Annotated in this window: 9 protein-coding genes; 5 read left to right on the top strand and 4 right to left on the bottom strand. The window is 41.8% G+C overall.

The window, feature by feature from the left end; genetic code table 11:
• Window positions 1–163: 163 nt before the first annotated feature.
• The 4 genes from PSF27_RS02855 to PSF27_RS02840 are packed head-to-tail and all read left to right on the top strand — an operon-like array spanning window position 164 to window position 3,704.
• Window positions 164–1,075 carry a metal ABC transporter substrate-binding protein gene (locus tag PSF27_RS02855; RefSeq protein ID WP_206084001.1) on the top strand — a complete coding sequence of 304 codons (912 nt, stop codon included), beginning with the start codon at window positions 164–166 and terminating at the stop codon, window positions 1,073–1,075.
• 1 nt (window position 1,076) lies between these two features.
• Window positions 1,077–1,967, top strand: coding sequence for a manganese/iron ABC transporter ATP-binding protein (locus PSF27_RS02850; RefSeq protein ID WP_206084000.1), 891 nt, complete (start codon window positions 1,077–1,079; stop codon window positions 1,965–1,967).
• Entirely contained in the window at window positions 1,964–2,845 is an 882-nt protein-coding gene (locus PSF27_RS02845) for a metal ABC transporter permease (protein ID WP_206083999.1), read from the top strand. The genes PSF27_RS02850 and PSF27_RS02845 overlap by 4 nt, the downstream gene beginning before the upstream one ends.
• On the top strand, window positions 2,838–3,704 hold the full coding sequence (locus PSF27_RS02840) for a metal ABC transporter permease (protein WP_206083998.1): 867 nt from the start codon (window positions 2,838–2,840) through the stop codon (window positions 3,702–3,704). Before PSF27_RS02845 ends, PSF27_RS02840 begins: the two co-directional genes overlap by 8 nt.
• Window positions 3,705–3,809: 105 nt before the next feature.
• Here PSF27_RS02840 and PSF27_RS02835 read toward each other — a convergent pair whose 3' ends face one another.
• From PSF27_RS02835 to PSF27_RS02820, 4 genes are read right to left on the bottom strand one after another with little or no spacing between them, the layout of a single operon-like run.
• Window positions 3,810–5,159, bottom strand: a complete 1,350-nt coding sequence (locus PSF27_RS02835; protein WP_272680842.1) for a hypothetical protein — start codon at window positions 5,157–5,159, stop codon at window positions 3,810–3,812.
• Window positions 5,156–11,446 carry a protein kinase domain-containing protein gene (locus PSF27_RS02830; protein ID WP_272680841.1) on the bottom strand — a complete coding sequence of 2,097 codons (6,291 nt, stop codon included), beginning with the start codon at window positions 11,444–11,446 and terminating at the stop codon, window positions 5,156–5,158. The genes PSF27_RS02835 and PSF27_RS02830 overlap by 4 nt, the downstream gene beginning before the upstream one ends.
• Before the next feature lie 15 nt (window positions 11,447–11,461).
• Window positions 11,462–12,091, bottom strand: coding sequence for a 4Fe-4S single cluster domain-containing protein (locus PSF27_RS02825; RefSeq protein WP_272680840.1), 630 nt, complete (start codon window positions 12,089–12,091; stop codon window positions 11,462–11,464).
• A 4-nt stretch (window positions 12,092–12,095) separates the two neighbouring features.
• Complete coding sequence (locus PSF27_RS02820) at window positions 12,096–13,934, bottom strand: AAA family ATPase (protein ID WP_272538618.1); 1,839 nt, start codon at window positions 13,932–13,934, stop codon at window positions 12,096–12,098.
• Window positions 13,935–14,202: 268 nt separating this feature from the next.
• Between PSF27_RS02820 and PSF27_RS02815 the strand changes: the two genes are divergently transcribed.
• Window positions 14,203–15,069: a fructosamine kinase family protein gene (locus PSF27_RS02815; RefSeq protein WP_206083993.1), complete on the top strand. Its 867-nt coding sequence runs from the start codon at window positions 14,203–14,205 to the stop codon at window positions 15,067–15,069.
• The last annotated feature ends 232 nt before the right edge of the window (window positions 15,070–15,301 follow it).

Raw genomic sequence — 15,301 nt, 5'->3', positions numbered from 1 at the left:
TCAAAACCCATAATAACTATAGATGTAATTCCCCATTTTTTATGTTTATTTTTACAAATGATATTGATAATCATTATCAACTAAGTTATAAAGTATAATTGTTATCAACCTTAACAACTATACTGTTAAAAATGCTAAGCCTATAATGTCAGGGTCAACTTTTATGAAGAAGAACTTATCTCGATTATCCGCACCTTTACTTACCACTGTATTTGCGCTCGCGGCAATGCTCTTTGTGAGTCAACCCGCCTTTGCTAAAAAATTTAAAGTGGTCACCACATTTACCATTATACAAGATATCGCTCAAAATGTAGCCGGAGATGCCGCTGTTGTCGAATCAATTACAAAACCTGGCGCTGAAATCCATGGCTATCAACCCACACCTAAAGATATTATGAAGGCCTATGATGCCGATTTAATCTTATGGAATGGCATGAATTTAGAGGTTTGGTTCCAACGTTTCTTTGAAAACCTTAACAATGTTCCCGCTGTTATTGTGACCGAAGGGATTGAGCCAATGCCTATTCGTGAAGGGGAATACAAAGATAACCCAAACCCACATGCTTGGATGTCTCCTGCAAATGCCAAGATTTACATCGAAAACATTCGTCAAGCCTTGGTCAAGTATGACCCTGAAAATGCTGAAACCTACAATACAAATGCCAAAAACTACACGCAACAAATTGAAGCCCTTGATGCACCACTGCGTGAACGTTTAAACCGCATTCCTGAAAATGAACGCTGGTTAGTATCCAGTGAAGGCGCATTTAGCTACTTGACGAAAGATTACGGCTTTAAAGAAGTCTATTTGTGGCCAATCAATGCGGAAGAGCAAGGTACTCCTCTACAAGTTAAAAAAGTGATTGATACTGTTCGTCAATATAATATCCCTGTTGTATTTAGCGAAAGCACAATTTCTGACAAACCCGCTCGCCAAGTCAGCAAAGAAACAGGGGCTAAATATGGTGGTATCTTATATGTAGATTCACTTTCCACCGCTGATGGCCCAGTACCAACTTATATCGACCTGTTAAAAACCACTGTAGACACGATAGCTAAAGGATTTTCACAGTAATATGACTCACTCTAATCAATTTGAGCATCCCAATCTGGTCGTTGATGATGCAACCGTAACATACAATAACGGTCACACCGCAATTTATGATGCGAGTTTTAATATTACGGGAGGCTCCATTTGTGCACTCGTTGGTGTAAACGGTAGTGGAAAATCGACGCTCTTTAAAACCATTATGGGGCTTGTCACCCCATCATCTGGCAGCGTGACATTAAATGCCCAACCGATTAAAACTGCTTTAAAAGAAAACATTATTGCTTATGTCCCGCAAACAGAAGAAGTTGACTGGAACTTTCCTGTTTTAGTGTCGGATGTTGTCATGATGGGGCGCTACGGGAAAATGGGTTTTTTCCGTATTCCCAAAAAAGAAGATAAAGATGCCGTGAAGATGGCACTGGAACGTGTTGACCTTGCTGGCCTTGAACATCGTCAAATCGGTGAACTTTCTGGTGGGCAGAAAAAACGGGTGTTTTTGGCTCGCGCCCTTGCACAGCAAGGTAAAGTTTTGCTTTTAGATGAACCATTTACGGGGGTTGACGTAAAAACCGAAAATGCCATCATCGATCTGCTACGCAGTTTACGTGATGAAGGCCACCTCATTTTGGTTTCCACTCATAACTTAGGGAGCGTCCCTGAGTTCTGCGACCAAGTCATCTTGATTAACCGTACCGTATTAGCCAGTGGCCCAACTGAAACGACGTTTACACAAAGAAACCTTCAGCAGGCCTTTGGAGGAGTACTACGCCACATCAATCTGTCAGGGCAAGAACTGCATGATGATGATGACCCTCGCTCAATTACCGTCATTACCGATGATGAAAGGGCTGCGGTTTTTTATGGTCATGATCACGATGCGCCAGTGAGAAAAAATCAGCCAAAGGGTGAAGAATGATTGATTTGTTATTAGAGCCCTTTAAGTACGATTTTATGATAAAAGCCATTTGGGTGAGCGCCATTGTCGGTGCCGTCTGTGCATTCTTATCTGCGTATTTAATGCTAAAAGGCTGGTCATTAATGGGTGATGCCCTTTCCCACTCCGTTGTTCCAGGGGTGGCTGGAGCTTATGCATTAGGCTTACCTTATGCTGCAGGTGCTTTTTTTACGGGGATCCTCGCGGCACTTGCCATGACGCTGGTAAAACATTTAACTCGCCTGCGTGAAGATGCCGTTATCGGCTTTATCTTTTCCACTTTCTTCGCTGCGGGATTATTAATTGTTTCATTAAACCCAACCTCGGTAAACGTGCAAAGCATTATATTTGGTAATATTTTAGGCATTGCAGATGCGGATGTGCTTCAAGTTGAAATAATTATCGGTGTTTCATTCATCGTTTTATTATGCTTATGGAAAGACCTTTTAGCCGTCTTTTTCGATGAAAGCCATGCGCGCTCCATCGGTTTAAACCCCTTACGCTTAAAAATCATTTTCTTTACATTATTAAGCGCCTGTACAGTCGCCGCACTGCAAACGGTTGGGGCTATTTTAGTGATAGCAATGGTTGTCACGCCTGGCGCCACGGCCTACTTACTGACTGACCAATTTAAGCGATTGTTAATCATCTCCGTGACTATCGGTACTGTGACCAGCGCAGTTGGTGCATATATCAGCTACTACCTTAATGGCGCAACAGGTGGGTTAATCGTCACGTTGCAAACCATGATTTTCTTATTGGCTTTCTTCTTTGCACCGAAGCACGGCATTTTTGCCTCTCGTCGCAAGGCGAAAAAAGAAGTCGCCCGATTACACCAGCAAGGAGCCTCTCATGAGTGATTTTATTGACTTATTGATGGCACCATTCGCATTTCCTTTTATGCAGAAGGCATTAATCACCGCTATCGTAACAGGAACTGTGTGTGCGATTTTATCTTGCTTTTTGGTGTTAAAAGGCTGGTCTCTTATGGGGGATGCTATTTCCCATGCTGTTTTACCAGGGATCATTATTGCCTCGCTGCTGGGTATCCCATTAGCAATTGGGGCATTTGCCTCAGGGTTATTTTGTGCCGTCGCTACGGGGTATCTCAAAGAAAACAGTCGAATAAAAGAAGATACGGTCATGGGGATTGTGTTTTCAGGAATGTTTGCTATCGGTTTAGTGATGTTTGCTAAAATCGATACAGAGCAACACCTGACGCACATCTTATTTGGCGATATTCTGGGGATCACCGATAGCGAATTTAAACAGATTTTACTGTTTGCGGGGATCACGATTGCAATTATTTTACTGAAACGTAAAGATTTTATGTTGTATTGCTTCGACCCAAACCAAGCTCGCGTGATTGGCTTACCCGTTAAGTTGATTCATTATGGTTTGTTATCGTTATTAGCGTTGACCATTGTTGCCTCACTGCAAGCTGTTGGGATCATTCTTGTCATTGCCATGCTGATTTCACCAGGAATTATTGCGTTCGTTCTTTGTCGTAGCTTTGGCAAAATGCTGGTCGTCGCCATTATCGCTTCAGTGACATCTAGCGTCATTGGTACTATTCTTAGCTTTCATATTAATGCAACAACAGGGCCAACCATCGTGGTGACTCAAGCTGTTTATTTTGTTATTGCCCTAATCTATAGCAAGCTGGTATTAGCCCGTAAACGGAGCCAGACAAATCCCCAAAGTATGCACACAGCTTAAACTAAAATCATACGTTCATATAAAAAGGCTGATCTAAGCTATTGAATTTACCCTATATAGTTAGAGCAGCCTTTTTTTGAAATATGATAAATTATGAGTAATCGCTTATTTACGTAGTGTGCGAGGTCGCTGGTGTACAACGGTATTTCTCTGCAGTTCAGCCGCTTCCATATCATAAACTTTCATTTCGCCGCTTCCTGCGGGCAATGCACGTTCAACCACTAGCTCGGCGTCCGATTGAGCAATTAACGCTTGCAATTGCTGATGCTGACTACACCAAATTGCATCAATATCTTTGTCTCGTTGAGTGTCTCTTTCTGTGGATAATGCCACTGTACGTGTTTGAAAACGAGCTTGTTTTCCCCCCAACTCTAAACCATATCCTGGGGTTGCAGGGTGCCTGACCACGACTTTACCATCATCCATCCAGGTTTTAACATCCGTTTCTTGGACTTGATAACCCAGCTTACCTAAGCCGTCTAGCACCGTTCTTCTTTGCGCCTCTGCGACAAACGCCTGTTCCGCGAAATTAATTCGTGCATCTAATTGTTCAGCCAGTGACATCAACTCAGCAACTGAGCTTAAATGCGTTGAAGCTAATGCCTCATTAATAATTATTGTATTTTCCTCATCAGAAAAAATAGCAAGCTCAGCACAAAGCTGTTCAATTTTTTCAACTAACTCAGTATGTTGCTGGCTTTCTTTCAACTGCTTAGCCAACATTAGGATGAGTGAATCGGCTCGTAAGTGGCGCTGTGGGCTTTCATTCATGGCTTGAATTTCAGTGAGCTGTTGCTGTGCACTTTGTACTTCAGCCAAATATTCCACCAGTTTAAGCTTTTCAATCATCAGTAAAATTTGCTCACATTGCTTGGCAAATGGTGATAATGGTGCTCCGTGCTGCCAAAATTGAGGGACACCATCAGATTGTGCTTTTAACTGATCTAATAATTGATTAGCAAATGGTGAAAGCTGATTTTGCACGTCATTTAATACGGCGAGTGCGCGGAAAATGAGTGAGCTCGTGGCCTTTTCGGTCATCGTATCTGCATTTTCTAACTCCGCAATTAGCTGTTTTTCATGGGGAAGTTTTTCACGAACTAACGCGGCTAAAGATTCAAGGTTGTGCTGTCGGTGCGCGTTTGTTCTGGCCACTAATGCCTGTTGTTCAAGTTGTTGTTCGCGAACGGTTTGAATCTCGTGTTTCAATGTGCCATTCAACTCACTTAATTGATTTTTCAACACCGTTAACTGGCGTGCAGGCAATGTGGCAATGTCACTCGTTGAAAGCTGCTGAAATAATGTGGCTAATTGCTCAATACGTGACTGATGATACTGGGTTGTATTGGCCATTTTTTGCCATTGTTGAAACATTTTACTTGTCACAGCCAATTGCCGACGGCACTGGATTTCATTCATTTCCCTAACGCTGATACGATGCACAGATGAACTCATAACTCGCCCTCTTGATTAGTCGCCATGCTCTTAGAGCCATTTAAATTTAATGATGCGTGGACAATCGCGTCCTGTAACTGTTGCTGCGCTGATGCTCTATTGTTATACCAGTCAATAATCGAAATGCGGTGACGTTGGGGGATCACGCGACTTAAAATATTGCTGCGCCATAACTCTCGCGCTCTAGCCGTATGCAAAAGTGGGTGCGAGGGCATGTCACATTCAATACCAATGAGTAATTGCCCTGTTATTTTATCTTCAATCAGGCAATCAAAATGAAACACTTCTTTTTTTGTAGATACCGTTACCTGCCAACCATTTTCCTGAATAAATTCAACGACTGAAGCGACAAACGCACTTGGTTCCTCAAGTGTATCCTGCACGGCAAACTGAGTTTGGCACATTCGGTTAAGCAATTTTTGGTTTTCTTTCTGTTTTGTCGGATCACATGCGTCTTTTGCATAAGCTAAATAACCTTGTAAGTAATCTCGCGGGCTTTCAGGCTTACGATAGGTTGTCAATAAATCCGATATTTCTTCAATAGGCATCGAAGACATAATGACCACACGTTGTCGTGCCCGTGTGATCGCAACATTTAAACGACGTTCTCCCCCTGATTGCCCTAATACGCCAAAATTACGCCTAAATGTCCCTTGTGTATTACGGCCAAATGTAGTGGAAAATAAAATCACATCACGCTCGTCTCCTTGCACGTTTTCCACATTTTTGACAAAAAAGGACATATCTTCTTCATCTAAAAAACGTTGATTTTCTTGAGTATAGGCAGCCAAGAATTCGTCGTCCTGCTCCGCACGCAAACGAATATGTTGATTAATCAATGTTGTTTGCTTTTGGTTAAAGGTGACCACGCCTACTGACGGGCGTTGTGCAAAAGGTAATTGCCATAATGTTGCAAGATGGTCGACAATCGCTGCTGCTTCTGCCTCATTTGTTTGATTTGTATACACACCATTAACCGCCACAAGTTGTAGCGGCTTAATTTTATTAACTAATTTTGCTGAAAATTGTGCTGGGATATTTAACCGGTTTTCATAGAAAGCAAAGTTTGAAAAGTTGATCAGTTCCCGATATGCCGAACGGTAGTGGATATCTAGAGTATGCACAGGCAATACGGTACGCGCTAAATGCAGCAAGTCAGGGCAATCACTAATTTGCCGATAATCCCATTCCTCATCGGCCTCTTCCTGCTGTTCATCTTCATCATCATGATTGTCTTCTTCAACCAGCTTCCCTGTGAAGAATTTCGATGGTGGCATTTGCTTCTCATCACCACTGACAATGGCTTGTTTCGCTCTAAACAAGGTAGATAATGCAAATTCAATCGGCATTTGAGACGCTTCATCATAAATTACACTATCAAACATTGCCGCTTGCAATGGCAATACTTGGCTTGCCACATCAGGTGTCATCAGCCAAATTGGGCGTAATTGCATCAAGCCAATTTCGCGTCCTTCATTAATAAACTCCCTTAAACGGCGCGCCCTTGGCCCTGCAAGGCGTGTAATTTCTTCCCATTCACGGCGCCCCCCCATTTTAGCTAAGTCATAATTGCGTGTCAGCGCTGTACGATTAAACGATTGCAGTTGTTTCTGTGCGCTTTCAAGTTCCGCTAAATCCGCCATAAATTGTATATTATTAGTTGAAAGTGCAGGTAATTTGGCATCAAATTGCGCTTTGACAAAGTGATAGAAACCGTAGCTAATGGTTTGGCTCAGTACCGCAACCCAATCTTTTTGGTGGCTATTCTCATGAATATATTGCGCAGCGACAGGGTATAATATTGATAAAACTTGCCAATGTTGTTGAGTAAAATTAGCCGTTTCCATTCTAAATAATTGATATTTTAATAAGTTATTTTTTTCTTGGAATATTTGGGCTAATTCGTCCGTAAATGATTCGCCTTTATTAATGGCACATTGGAAACGTTCAACCGTCTGAGGTGAAAAAACAGACGCCATACGTTTTAATTGGCTCGTGCTTTCACGTTGTGCTTTAACTCTTGCAATCGCAGACTGCACCTCAAGGCACTGGCGTTCAAACCCGATTTGTTGTTCATCAATAATAGCGAATAAAAAATGTGAAATTTCAGGGTATTGAAGTAATAATTGGCTCGTATTATCCACCCATTTTAATTGCTCAATTAATTGCGGTAAGTGAGCTCGCCAATCCTGTTCAAAATTAACACCCATTTTTTGATAAATAGGCATAATTTCTTGTGCAATCAAACGCCATTGTTGCTCTACCTCAATCGTTGCTTGCAACACAGGCAAACTCGTCTGATTTACCCCACTTTGCGCTATAAATTGCTGTAACAGGTTATGGCGCCCGTAATAAAATGGGTTGAGGAAGCGTAACCATGAACCTTGCATTGACTCAATTGCTGCACGAGATAGCTGAGCCAGTTTTTTCGACTTAATCCCCTTAAACAATGGGAACAACAGTGAATCTGTATTCACCACGTCAATCAATAATAAGCGTTGATAGTATTGTTCTAATTGTTCAATAACTGTTTTACCTGTGGTGACTGAACCCTGTAAATTGATAAACAAAGCTAGCCACTGGGATAAGCTTTGCCACTGCGCCTGCGTTTGCAGGCCCAAATGCCGTTTTAGTTGTTCCAGAATTAATTCATGGCTTGTCAGTTCAGTGAGTTGAATACGGTGATAATCCGATTGGTACACCTGATCACGCTGCTTTTCAGCCTCTATAAATAATGCAATATATTGATTAAACAGCGTATATTGATGGTCGTTCACAGAAAACAGGGCCAATGCTTTTAGTGCACTATTTTCATAATCGAGTTGCCACCAGGCCTGAGCATGCTGGTTTACATCATCAAAAAGTTGGGCAAATTTGGTTTGATTAAACTCATTAAATACTGGGGCTAACGCATCATTCTGGATGTTTAAGCGCTCTGAATCTTCAACCTCAATTAATTGACTTAAAATTTGCTTATAAGACAGCTGCCAATACTCATCAACATGGTTGAGTGCATGGTAATAACCATCGAGTTTTTGCTCAAAAAATTGTACTCGGTAGAGTAAATTAGCGCGTTCTTCCTGCCAATCTTGTTCAAATAATACGCTGTTTTCTTTGTTCCACAGTTGCTCGATTTGTTCACGTACCGTCAAAATAATATCACGGCCCTTTTGGTTCTGGTTGATGAGCAACGCTCTGTCGCCTAAACCATTGGCAACCAATCGCTTATATACCACCTCAAGTGCCGCAGGCTTTTGGCATACCACTAATACTGTCTGTTGGTGGCCTAATGCATCTGCAATTAAACTAACGATGGTTTGGCTTTTCCCTGTTCCTGGTGGCCCTTCAATCAATAGTCCAGTTTGTTGCTGTGCCGCTTGAACGACACGTTCTTGAGAGGGGTCAGCAAGGGACAACGCAAATGGGCTCAGGATATTTTCGGAGTCCATAACAGGTTCTTGAATATTAACTGAATTCACTTTCAGTAAGGTCGACAACGCCGTTTGAGCAATAGAGGTATTCGCGATTTGCTGTAGATCGCTACTCATCGCCTGCCCAATAAATGAGGTATGAAATAGCACCGCGGAACAGGCAATTTGCGCACAGTTTTCAGCAACTGGGTCGGTTAATGCAGGTAATGGAGCTAAATCAAGGTCTTGTACTGGCAGCAATGCTGACAAACTTTCCATGACTTCACCAATGGTCAAGCCTGCTTTAGACAATAACGTGTCTAACGCTCCCTGCCATTGACTCATCGCAGGAATACCGACAAAACTCGCTAATGCAGGGTTAAGACGGACGGCTCCTCGTTCGTGGTCAAAATTCAATTGGATGGGACTTTGTTGTGCAATAGCCGATTGCATTGAAATTGGCCATAAAAATAATGGGGCAATTCGGGGTTTAATTTGGTTTGGCTGGGTATTCAGTACTAAAAAAGGAAATCCCAGATACATTCCATTTATACCTGTATCCCTTTGATATAATTGCGTATCTGCTTGCAACATTCTTAAGCGGCTATTCACACCTTTTCGCTGTAGCAACATATCGCTATCAATCGTTATCAACCCTTTTTTACGATTAAGTAGATGTTCCAATAATGTGCTTGCACGGCGAACTGCGCTATCACACTCAGTTAAATCAATACGCCCTGTATTTGGCGTTAAACGCATGCGAACTAAATTACCCCGCTGTGTCACCGCCGTTAGTTTTTGGTTAAAAAAGCGCAACACTTCTAGTACATATTTTTGTGATTCAGGAACTTGCCAGTGTTCTACGGGTACTGCCAGTAATACCAATATTTTCTTAAGTGAAAGCCTACGCATCAATAAAAACTGGTCAACCCAACTGTCTAAAACGGCCAACCCAATACGCTTGAAGTCACTTACTCGTTCACTAAGCAGTAAATACAATTCCTTACGCGTTAGTGAAAGCTGCTTTTTGGCGATTTCATGATCAAAATTATGAATATCGTTTTGTTTAGCGAGTTCAAATGCCTGTTCAACTAATGCTGACACTGAAATAAATTGGCCAATATCCGCACTCAATAATAGAATGTAATCAATTTCTTGTGGACTTTGCCTGTCAAATAGCCCTTGTAAACTTTCATTATGTGAATCAGGGAATTGGGCATGAAAGAGCGCCCATCTTGCCGATAATTGATTGATTGACGTAATCAATAAATACAATCTGAGGCTTTCTTCATTCAAAATGATGTTTAACTGATTTGCACGTTCACGCACCAAGTATTGGCGATGATAAAGCTGTACTAGCCAATGCTGTGGGTCAATATCTTGAACGTATTGGTTAAGAGGTTCGCTAATCAATGCAAAAGCTAAATTTGGGTTTTCTAACAACCATGCAGGGGTAATTATCTCACCGCGGTAAATCAATGGAATGTTTTCATTCAAGATTTTTAAAGCGAAGGTCAGCTTAATATCATCGAGATTTTCTTGATGAAAATCACTATCCAGCAATGCCTGCAATTTTACTAATTGCGCTTGGCTATTTTCAAATTGTGCGAGCCAAGAGCTTATATCCCCCCGAAATAAAAGTGGCAACGCATCATCCCAATGGCTAGCTTCCGCGGCCATCAATGCAAATACATCAGGTTGCTGGAATTGCCGCCCTGCAAACGTCAGCGTGTGGAAATGGCTTTGTCTATTGGTTTCTTGAATTTGAGGAGCTTGTTGAGGCTTCCCTTGTAGCCAAGCTGATACTTGTGGCCATTGCCAACGTAAAAAACGATCACGACACAATAACCCGCGTAATAACAACTGAATATTCGGATGTAAATCGTCAGGTAAATCAACGCCATTCGTCATAACCTGGATAAGAAAGGCATTATCTTGAACCTGGGTAAAGCACTGCCCTTGGGTGAGTTGTTCCAAGAGAATAATTCCTAGGCTCCACCAATCAGATGCTGCGCTGACACCACCCGCTAGCGTTTCAGGTGCTGAATAACGAGAAATATCCAGCGGTGTAACAATATCAAGGTCAAACTCAGATAGGCAGGCGGAACCATATTCAATCACAACGATATCTAAGGGATGACGACGACGAATAAGTAAATTAGCGGGACACAAATTACGATGACGCAGCCCATGTTCTGCAAACGCCGCAAGAGCCTGCCCCATTTCTTCCACTAATCTAGGAATTTCATGAGGTTGCCAAAATTCACCTTGTTGTATAAATTGGCTTAATGATCCCCCCTCAAGCATTTCAGTCACATGCCATGCACGGTTTTCATAGCGGCCTATTTCATAAAACTCGGGAACATGCTCAGTTGGGGTACGCTTAATGACTTGATAAATATTGGGATCTGGCTCCTCCCCTTTTTGATACAGGGTCAGTACACCACGTTTTTCTTCAGTACAATGCGTGACAAAGTAGCGTTCTCGGGGGCTATCACTACCATTAATCCGTCTTTCTATACGCCAAGCGCCTATTTGAGGATAGGATGACGATACAACTTCAATGACGGGTTCTACTGCGACATCAGCCCCACACTCGAGGCAAATAAAGTCATCTGCAGCTATTGGGTGGCCATTTTCACAGTAGCGTACTTGACGGTTATCTGTTTCTCTTTGATGACTGTTTGAAGCTGAAGTTTCGAGCGGAGTCACTTGCTCTTTTTCTGGTCGCCATCCTTTTGGATGAATAGGCTCTAATGTTAGGTCCCAACTACAGCGTTGGAAACTTCCTTGCTCTGTTTGGATTTGCCCCGCACAAAATATTTCCGTCAGCGGCCGTTCTGTTAAACAATGCGGGCAAAAGCGTATCATCGTCATCCTTCTCTCTCGTTGCTATTTTTTGAGTTGTTTTAAAGTGTTATCTTGCAGAGCAAGGAGTTGACTCAACCGCGACATATCATCACGTTCAGGGATCCCCGCCAGAAACAGTCTCCCTTGTTCATCGAAGGCTAAATCCAATTTCTTATCTTCTGGTGTTATAACGCGTTGGTATTGCTTAAATAATGTCTTTCCGAGCGGTGTTAGAAGGTGAAGCTGTTGGTTATCACTGCCTCTTAACATCAATGTTTGCGGTATTTCGACTTTAAAGGGTTCGCTGATCAACGCATCAATGTAGGGATTCATTCGCTTAACTCTATCTTCAATCACATCCCATTCATAACCGCTATATACTAAGATATCCCCTTGAAATCGCTGTTTCATTTCACGTATAAGTTCAAATAAGGCATCTGGCTGCTCGAATGGCTCGCCCCCTGAAATGGTGATACCGTCCGCAACAGGATACCATTCTACAATTTGGTTAATCAGCTTTGCCACCGTAAGATAACTTTCTTTCACATGCCAAGTATCGGGAGATAAACACCCTTTACAGCGCAATGAACAACCTTGAAACCAGATACCAATACGCTTCCCTGGTCCTAAGGTTGTCACAGGGAAATGAATACGTGAGACGCTAATATTCATTAAGTTAATTACCAACCGCGGTTAACATGATTTGCGTATTTTCCCCCATTTGAATGGACGTAATTTGATAAGCGCTATTGGTTTGTATGTCTTGATCAAAAATTGCTCTCGATAATGGATTAATCAAATGCATTTCCAATTGATTACGGATCCCACGTCCACCATTAGAAAGATCCGCCAAGCAACTCACTTTTAACGCCTCTTTGGCTTCAGCGGATATTGAAATAGTTAAAAGCTGCTTTTCTAAGCCTAACAAAATGTTATCCACCATTTGCTCAAAAATCTGCTCAGCAACGTCTGGACGAATAAAGTCAAAAACAATAATGTTTTCACCAATACGGTTAAGTAGCTCAGGGCGATTAAGTACCAATTTAAAATGGCGTTCTATTTCATTTTTTACATTACGCGTAACCGTTTCAAACGGTTCATGTGGCTGGACGTTGGCCACCCGCTCCCCATTAGTATCTAAACGGTAGATACCGAGGTTTGACGTAAAAATAATCAACGATTCCGAAAAATATACGCGATCACCACGCCCAGATGTTAAAACTCCATCATCAATAATCTGTAAGAATTTATCCATTAAATGAGGGTGGGCTTTTTCAATCTCATCAAACAAAACCACGCTAAATGGCTTTTCACGGATCGCATTGGTTAATTCACCACCAGAATCATACCCCACATAACCTGGGGGGGCTCCAATCAGTCTCTGGTCTGCATGTTCGGCACTAAATTCAGACATATCAAAGCGAATATAAGCACTTTCGTCACCAAACAGTAATTGCGTCACCGTTTTGGCAAGTTCCGTTTTACCAACACCTGTAGGCCCTGCTAAAAACAATACACCGCGAGGACGCCCACCTTTATGGCTACCAACCCCTGTCATTGCACGTTTGATAATATCTAATAAATGCGTAACAGCATGTTGTTGACCTTTTACTCTACGTGAAATCACAGCTGGAGCATGATGAATTTTTTGCTTATCAATTTTTTTCCACGGATCTTCGGTGATCCCCACTTTATATCGGCGAACGGCATCGCGAATACTGGCTGCAGGCACCTGCTCAATACGCGCCAACTGCACAATTGCCGTTAAATCCAATAAAAGCAACCCTTCGGTTTCATCAACAAAGTCATTAATTATCTGTGGCTTATCAGCTTCTTCAATACCATTAAAATCCACCAGCGAGCCTAATAAACTTTGGGCTAATAAACGGCGCACTTGACCATCAGGTTTGGCAACAGGAATAGCTCGAATACGTGGGTTATTAATGACAAACCAATCGGGTAAATCTGTTTCTTTTTCGACTATCCAAAACACCGTATTATAGAACGGCTGATGATGCTCCCCTGCTGGCCTTGCCTTGCTTTGATGTGATGCAACTAATGCACGAGTAAATAAACTGTGTTCTGCAGGGGTGAGGTTATCATGATGGGAAATTAAACAAGAAGCGAAGTCGATACATAAGGCAATAGGCTCTTGTTTATCTTGAATAAGCCGTTCAAGCAGATGATTCAACATATCAATGCCACCAGCTGCTTTACCCTCAGTAATATTTAACCCAAGCCGTTGCATAACGGCCTCAGTTTCTTGGGCATCTTGCGCGGGGTTTGCTAAGCATTGAAAGCCCACTAATGGCGTGTAAGTCAGCGCATATGCATAACCTGCTTTAAATAAGCTATTAAATAAAGACTGGTTAAATGGTAAAGGCGTGACAACTGAAGGCGCAATTTCACTGGCTTGTAAATCGCGAACATTACCAAATAACACAAACTGACTTTTCAGCGGGATAAATCGCAGTAAGTCCCTTAACCAACGTGGATTTTGAAAATCAGTATGCATGTCTTCCCCTCATTATTTCATTTTTTGCAGTTTACCTGAATAAAACAAGGAACGCGCTGGCATATCGCTTTAATAGACAAATATCTGAACATTCTCAATCTGTTCAAAAACAGCTATCTTTAAATTTGTGATAATTTATTTTAATGAATAAAATTCTTAAACGGTTATTTCGTGATAGGTGCTTCTTTTTAAATAATTATCACTGTTAATTCCCAAACTGCCGCTATAGTATTGTGTTAATGAAGACCAAAGCAGAGCGAGGTGAGTCATGTGGCAAGCAATGTGTCGTTTATTAAGTGAACACTTAGGTGAAGCGGAGCTGCGTAACAAAGTCATTCTCTCTGGTGGTGATATTCACCATACGCTAAGAATCGACTATGGCGAACACACAGTATTCGTTAAACAAAATCGACGTGAGTTTCTACCTTTGTTTAAGCAAGAAGCTGAACAGCTTGAAATGCTCGCCAAAAGCCAAACAATCACCGTTCCCAAGGTATATGGCGTGGGGAGTAATAAGCACCATAGTTTTCTTCTTCTTGAATACTTCCCTTTAAAACCGTTTGATACCACCAACGCTTGGCATTTTGGTCAACAGCTTGCCCGTTTACACCAATGGGAAGAACAGCCTAGTTATGGTTTTGATTTTGACACCATGTTAAGTACTATTATTCAACCAAATGGCTGGGAAAAACGCTGGAATTCGTTCTTTGCGGAAAAACGCATTGGCTTACAATTACAATTAGCCTCTGAAAAAGGCATGGTATTTGGTGATATTCAGCGAATTGTGGATATTGTTAAAAATAAATTAACAGGTCACCAACCACAACCCTCTTTATTACATGGTGATTTATGGCCAGCTAACTGTGCCATTACCCATCAAATCGATGGAGTTCTTTATGATCCTGCGTGTTATTGGGGTGATAGAGAATGCGACATTGCGATGTTGCCATTGTATAAAAATATTCCCATTCAAATTATTGATGGTTACCAAAGTGTTTGGCCGCTGCCAAATGGCTTTTTAGATAGGCAACCTATTTACCAATTATATTATTTACTTAATCAAGCCCATATTTTCGGTAATGAGCAAAGCTACCTGCACGCCCAAAAGATAGTTGATTTGTTATTAAAGGAATAAAAAGGAACAATAGGCAAGTGAAGCCAACATCGCTACAGGTCAAAGTATGACCAAAATGTATTTTCTAAATAATTCGGACTGCAGCTAGGTGGCAAACGAAGATAGCTTGGGGAGCATACACAAGTATGTGACCCAAGTAGCTGAGTGAGGCCAACACCGCCGCGGTTTGAATAACACACGGGATCCATCCTCTAAATAGTTCAAATTGCAGGTAGGCGTCAAACGAAGGCAC

It is taken from the genome of Providencia sp. PROV129, assembly GCF_028482245.1.
In the GTDB taxonomy this organism is placed as follows: Bacteria; Pseudomonadota; Gammaproteobacteria; order Enterobacterales; family Enterobacteriaceae; genus Providencia; species Providencia vermicola.
Note: the sequence above shows the minus strand (reverse complement) of the source record. Positions and strands in the feature narration are given on the sequence as shown.